This window comes from Streptomyces sp. NPDC001450, assembly GCF_053597295.1.
Genome location: NZ_JBSFHY010000070.1, coordinates 22,717 through 27,364, shown reverse-complemented (window position 1 = coordinate 27,364; position 4,648 = coordinate 22,717). Strand labels below are relative to the sequence as shown.

6 protein-coding genes and 3 pseudogenes are annotated in these 4,648 nt (G+C 67.9%); 4 read left to right on the top strand and 5 right to left on the bottom strand.

Going from position 1 to position 4,648, the window contains the following annotated elements; translation table 11 throughout:
• Window positions 1-165 precede the first annotated feature (165 nt).
• Window positions 166-504, bottom strand: a complete 339-nt coding sequence (locus tag ACWC5O_RS42885) for a hypothetical protein (protein ID WP_450592004.1) — start codon at window positions 502-504, stop codon at window positions 166-168.
• Window positions 505-508: 4 nt separating this feature from the next.
• On the opposite strand from ACWC5O_RS42885, the pseudogene ACWC5O_RS42880 reads away from it, so the two are divergent.
• Window positions 509-971, top strand: a pseudogene (locus ACWC5O_RS42880) (IS5 family transposase); the annotation flags it as partial.
• On the opposite strand, the gene ACWC5O_RS42875 reads toward ACWC5O_RS42880, so the two are convergent.
• Window positions 968-1,303 carry a hypothetical protein gene (locus ACWC5O_RS42875; protein WP_450592006.1) on the bottom strand — a complete coding sequence of 112 codons (336 nt, stop codon included), beginning with the start codon at window positions 1,301-1,303 and terminating at the stop codon, window positions 968-970. The pseudogene ACWC5O_RS42880 and the gene ACWC5O_RS42875 overlap by 4 nt on opposite strands.
• Window positions 1,304-1,425: 122 nt before the next feature.
• Between ACWC5O_RS42875 and ACWC5O_RS42870 the strand changes: the two are divergent.
• Window positions 1,426-2,199 (top strand): annotated as a pseudogene (locus ACWC5O_RS42870) (IS5 family transposase).
• Window positions 2,200-2,208: 9 nt separating this feature from the next.
• On the opposite strand, the pseudogene ACWC5O_RS42865 reads toward ACWC5O_RS42870, so the two are convergent.
• From ACWC5O_RS42865 to ACWC5O_RS42855, 3 genes and pseudogenes are all read right to left on the bottom strand, one after another.
• Window positions 2,209-2,735: pseudogene (locus ACWC5O_RS42865) on the bottom strand (GNAT family N-acetyltransferase).
• A gap of 96 nt (window positions 2,736-2,831) precedes the next feature.
• The gene (locus tag ACWC5O_RS42860; RefSeq protein ID WP_450592009.1) at window positions 2,832-3,245 is read right to left on the bottom strand and encodes a hypothetical protein; all 414 of its coding nucleotides are present in this window, start codon (window positions 3,243-3,245) and stop codon (window positions 2,832-2,834) included.
• Window positions 3,246-3,331: 86 nt separating this feature from the next.
• Window positions 3,332-3,637, bottom strand: a complete 306-nt coding sequence (locus ACWC5O_RS42855; protein ID WP_450592010.1) for a hypothetical protein — start codon at window positions 3,635-3,637, stop codon at window positions 3,332-3,334.
• A gap of 306 nt (window positions 3,638-3,943) precedes the next feature.
• Between ACWC5O_RS42855 and ACWC5O_RS42850 the strand changes: the two genes are divergently transcribed.
• Together ACWC5O_RS42850 and ACWC5O_RS42845 are read left to right on the top strand one after the other, a co-directional pair.
• Window positions 3,944-4,276, top strand: coding sequence for a hypothetical protein (locus ACWC5O_RS42850; RefSeq protein WP_450592012.1), 333 nt, complete (start codon window positions 3,944-3,946; stop codon window positions 4,274-4,276).
• Between the two features lie 190 nt (window positions 4,277-4,466).
• Window positions 4,467-4,648 (top strand): hypothetical protein (locus ACWC5O_RS42845; RefSeq protein ID WP_450781245.1); only part of this gene is annotated, 182 nt, incomplete at its 3' end.

The window sequence follows — 4,648 nt, the reverse complement described above, 5'->3', positions numbered from 1 at the left end:
CCGCTACGAGAAGACCGCGACCATCTACCTGGCCGGGCTCCACATCGCGGGCATCTTCCTCTGGTCCGCTCGATGATCCAAACGAAAGCGCCTAGGTGTCCGCCCCAAGATCCAACCCAGTTAAACGGTTCCACCAACCAGGCCATCAAAGAGACACGCCCCAGCTCATAAGGCATCCGGGATAAGGCCTGCCGGGGCGTTGGCTGTCGTCGCCAGTGAGGTGCAGGACTTGGCGCCGCGGAGCCAGTTGTCCGGATTCGGGGCGGGCAGGCAGGCCACGTCCGTCATACCCGAGCGGTCGGCGCCGCGAAGGTGTTGCTCCCAGAGGCGTGGGCAGGCGATGGCGATCTCGGTGGTGTGCGCGGGCAGTGCTGTGCCGGGTCGCAGCCAGAGGCGGGCGAAGTACATCACCAGGTCTGCGGCGCCATCGGCCATTCCCTGGCGCTCGGCGAGTTCCCGGGTGCGGTTGCGGATGTCCGCGGGGACTTCGCCGGTGCCGATCATTGAAAGGGGAGCCAAGACCGGACGAAGCCCCGTCGACCGGGGCAGGACGGGCAGCAAGCATCACCTGATCACCGACGCCACGGGCATTCCGCTCGCCGCGACCCTGACCGGCGGCAACCGCAACGACGTCACCCAGCAAATCCCGCTCCTCCAGGCGGTACCGCCCGTGCGGGGCAAGCGCGGCCGGCCCGGCGCCGCCCTGATGTGGTGCTGGCCGACCGCGGCTACGACCATGACAAGTACCGCCGCCTGGTCTGGGACCTCGGCGTGAAGCCGCAGATCGCCCGCCGCGGCACCGAGCACGCCTCCGGTCTGGGCACCCAACGCTGGGTTGTAGAGCGAGCGTTCGCCCACCTGCACTGGTTCCGCCGCCTGCGCATCCGCTGGGAGATACGCGATGGCATCCACGAAGCCTCGCTTGCAGCATCATCTGCTGGCGGCGGCTGAAGAAGCTCCGGCCGTGTTAACCGTCGTTGTCCGGGGCGGCCCTGAAGCCGCGATCTTGGATCACCGGGAAGACTTGCTGTGTGGTGGTGATCCAGGCGTCGATGTCGGCATGAGACGACCTGATGGCGCTGATCAGCGCCTCGATCACGTCCAGCTTCGGCTTGCCGACGTTCAGGCTGAGCTCGTCCATCGACACCTCTTGGTATGACATGACCAGCTGCCACCAGAACCGCATGAGGAAGCGGCATTCCTGCGGGACACGGTCGTCTGCGAGGCGGTCATGAACGACCCTCTGGACGCGCCGCCGCTGCTCATCATCACGAAAGCCATTGTTGAGGTCAGTCAGGGTCACGTCCGGACAGTAGCAACCGCTCGTTCACGACCCCGGGCACGCCCTCAAGTACGCGTAGCGCATTCCGTTAGGGGTTCTAACTGATCATTTCAGAATGAGTTGAGCTGCGGGCCTTGTGTTCAATGATCTTGGTCGGCAGGGTGTCTGAGGTGCGCGCTGATCTTGTTCCTGACGACCTGTGGGAGCGGGTGGCTCCGCTGCTGCCGCCTGCTCCCGAGCGGCGCCGCCGCCATCCCGGACGGTTGCGTGTCCCCGACCGGGCTGCGCTCGCCGGTGTCATGTATGTGCTGCGGACCGGTGTTGCCTCGCGGGACGTTCCCGCAGAGAGTGTGGGCTGCTCCGGGGTGACGGCCTGGCGCCGGCTGCGGGACTGGACCGAGGCCGGTGTCTGGCCCCGCCTGCACGCCACTCTGCTGGGCGAGCTGCGTCGCGCCGACCTGCTGGACTTGGACGACTGTGCTGTGGACGGCTCGCACATCCGGGCGCTCAAAGAGGGGAGCACGTCGGTCCCTCACCGGTCGACCGGGCCCGCCCCGGCTCCAAGCACCACCTGATCGTCGACCGGCACGGAATCCCGCTCGCCGTCACGCTCACCGGCGGCAACCGGCACGACGTCACCCAGCTTCTGCCCCTGCCGGACGCGATTCCCCCGATCCGGGGCCTGAGGGGACGCCCTCGGCGCAAGCCTCGGCGACTGTGTGCCGACCGAGGCTATGACTTCGACAAGTACCGCCGCCTGCTGCAAGGTCCGCTGGGTAGTCGAGCGCGCCTTCGCCTGGCTTCACCAGTTCGAACGACTCCGCATCCGTTACGAAAGACGTGCTGACCTCCATCAGGGCCTGCTCGAACTGGCATGCAGCCTCATGTGCCTCCGCCGCCTGAGGTCCTCGTGGTGAAACGATCAGTCAGTCGCTCAGAATGCGCTCCCACAGCAGCCCGTCCTGCCAGCTTCCGTCGAGGAAGATCGAGGAGTGCGCGACGCCGTAGGGGCTGAACCCGTTGCGGCGCAGCACCCGTTGCGACGGCAGATTCTGCAGATTGGTGGACGCCTCGGCGCGGTGCAACCCGAGTTCGTCCGTCATCACCTGGAGTGCAAGCCCGAGGGCGTGGCCGGCGTGTCCTTGATTCTGGGCGACGCTGGCGATCCAGTATCCGACGGAGCCGCGGCGTAGGTGCGGCTGCGGCAGGATGCCTCCGACGGTCATCTGCCCGATCACCTGGTCATAAGCGAGTATCGCGCCTGGCCAGACCGTGCCGGCCTGGTAGCCGGCGAGCAGCTTGTCGATCCGCTCCGCCTGGCCCTCCGGGGTGAAGAAGTCGGCGGCTGGGCCGGTTCCCACGGCCGGAAAGCCTCGAAGTCCCGCACCCGATGCGCGGCTATCGGGGCGGCATCGGCGGGCTCGATCAGGCGGATCCTGGTGCTGTTGTGCATGGGCTGATCCTCGTCGCGGTGCGTCGGATGAGACCGGCCAGCCTATGCGGGCCGCAAGAGCCGACACTTCTGGCCAAGTGCTTCATTCTGAAATGATCAGTAAGTCGGCCCCGCGGGGCCGGTGGTCGCGGCCCGCGCGGCGGCTGCTGCGTCCAGCAGGGACCAGCCGTCGATCTCCACCACCCGCCGCTCCTCCGGCCGCCACCCGCGGGTCGACGCCACGTCGAGCAGGGCTCGGACGGCGCCGGGTTCGTGCAGGTTCAGGGAGGCACCCCGAACGTACCCCACGTCCCCAGAACCCAGGGGAGCCCCGCCCGGGACGTACCGGCCCGAGCCCTGGGTGAAGACGATGCGCAGTGGGCCGCCAGTGCCGGCTGGCTGCGGGTACAGCGTGAGGGTCTCGCAGCATGACCGGCCGCTGTCCGACACGCTGTGGCTGTGACGGAGCGTCCACAGATACGCGCGCCCGTCGGCAATCAGCCGACGGGCCTTCTTCGGATTGCGGGGCATGGAACCAGGGTACGCAGCCTGATCCACAAGCCCCTAGCGGTGGCCAGACCTCGATGAGACGAACAGGACGGTTGAACCGCGTGACGTCACTCGCGGCGAATTCCGCCCTCGGCCATCGACTGGTCGAACAGCTCGGGATCGCCGTCCTCCAGGCCCATATCCGTGCACACGACGCCAGCGTCCGCGAGCGGCTCCCGTGTGGACGGCCGTCCCGGGTACAAGCCATCCAGGCGCTCAAGTTGGGGTAGCGCACCCTCGATCCGGTCGAGGGCCGCCGACTGGCGTTCGTTCTCGGCGAGCGCGGCTTTGGTGTCCGCCAGCACGGCCATCAGCTTGTACTGCTCTGCTTCGGCAAGGAGCCGAGCGACTGCGGGCTCAAGGGCTTCGGTCATACCCGGTCAGCGACCGGCCCGCGCGAGGAGAACGCACCGATCGGCGTTTCCGGGTACGTGCCTCACCTGCCTGCATGGCCCAGCAGACGTCTGAACCTGCGTCGAGTCCCGTCTTGCCCTGAGTGGGGGGAGAGGCCGAGGCCTGACTGCCGCATCCGACGTCCGGGCGGTCGTTGCGCCCGTGAGATCGATGGGCATAAGTGGTTCACCGCCTCCGTACGTTGGCTGCTGGCAGAGACGGGGCTGCCCCGCGACTACACGGACGAGCGCGACAGGATCGCCTTCGCCTGGGAGACGCGTGTCCTGTTGAGCCCGACGGCCTCCGAGAAGGGGCTGACGGTTCTCGACGGCAAGCGCCCCGGCCTCGTGACGAGCGAGGAGGCACCGAAGGTGCCGCTCCTCGCCGTGCCAAACGAGGTGGCATCGGTCTTGAACGCCGCGCGTTCCAGTGGACTCTCCGATTACCCGCTGCAGCTCCGGCAGTTCCTGCAGGCGGTCAGGCACGGCGTGCCTGACCGCCACATTCTGGAGGAGTTGGAGCTTCTCCTCTCGTCCGACCGGACTGGCAGAGGGGCCTACAGGCGGCTGAGGGATGCTACGAGCGATCTCCGTGAAGAGGAAGCCGGCGAAGCGTTGTAGCCGACGCCCAATCGTCCTGGCCCGTGCCGACGGTGTCGTACGGCCCCGTCCCGGGATCCCCTGTTGCCAGTGCCCCCTGGCATGGTTCTGATCATGTTCGACGGACTTCATGACATCGACTGGGTGTCGATGGAGCACGCGTACGGCTCGGCCGGGGAGGTACCGACTCGCCAGCGACCCTGACCCGGACGTGCGCCTGGCCGCGATCCCCGGGCTCGGGCTCTTCCTCGACGACGCCGACCGGGCCGCCGCCATGCTGCGCGAGCGGCTGGCCGCCGAGCAAGGTATCGCGGCGCGGCTGCGGATCCTGGAGGCCGCGGCCACCCTGGCACTGCGCCTGCCAGCGGCCTCGCAACAGGTGATGGACTGGCT

Bases quoted from the DNA above. Each gene is read 5' to 3' on its own strand.
- ACWC5O_RS42885 (WP_450592004.1), bottom strand. From the start codon at position 504: ATGATCGGCACCGGCGAAGTCCCCGCGGACATCCGCAACCGCACCCGG.
- ACWC5O_RS42860 (WP_450592009.1), bottom strand. From the start codon at position 3,245: ATGCCCCGCAATCCGAAGAAGGCCCGTCGGCTGATTGCCGACGGGCGC.
- ACWC5O_RS42855 (WP_450592010.1), bottom strand. From the start codon at position 3,637: ATGACCGAAGCCCTTGAGCCCGCAGTCGCTCGGCTCCTTGCCGAAGCA.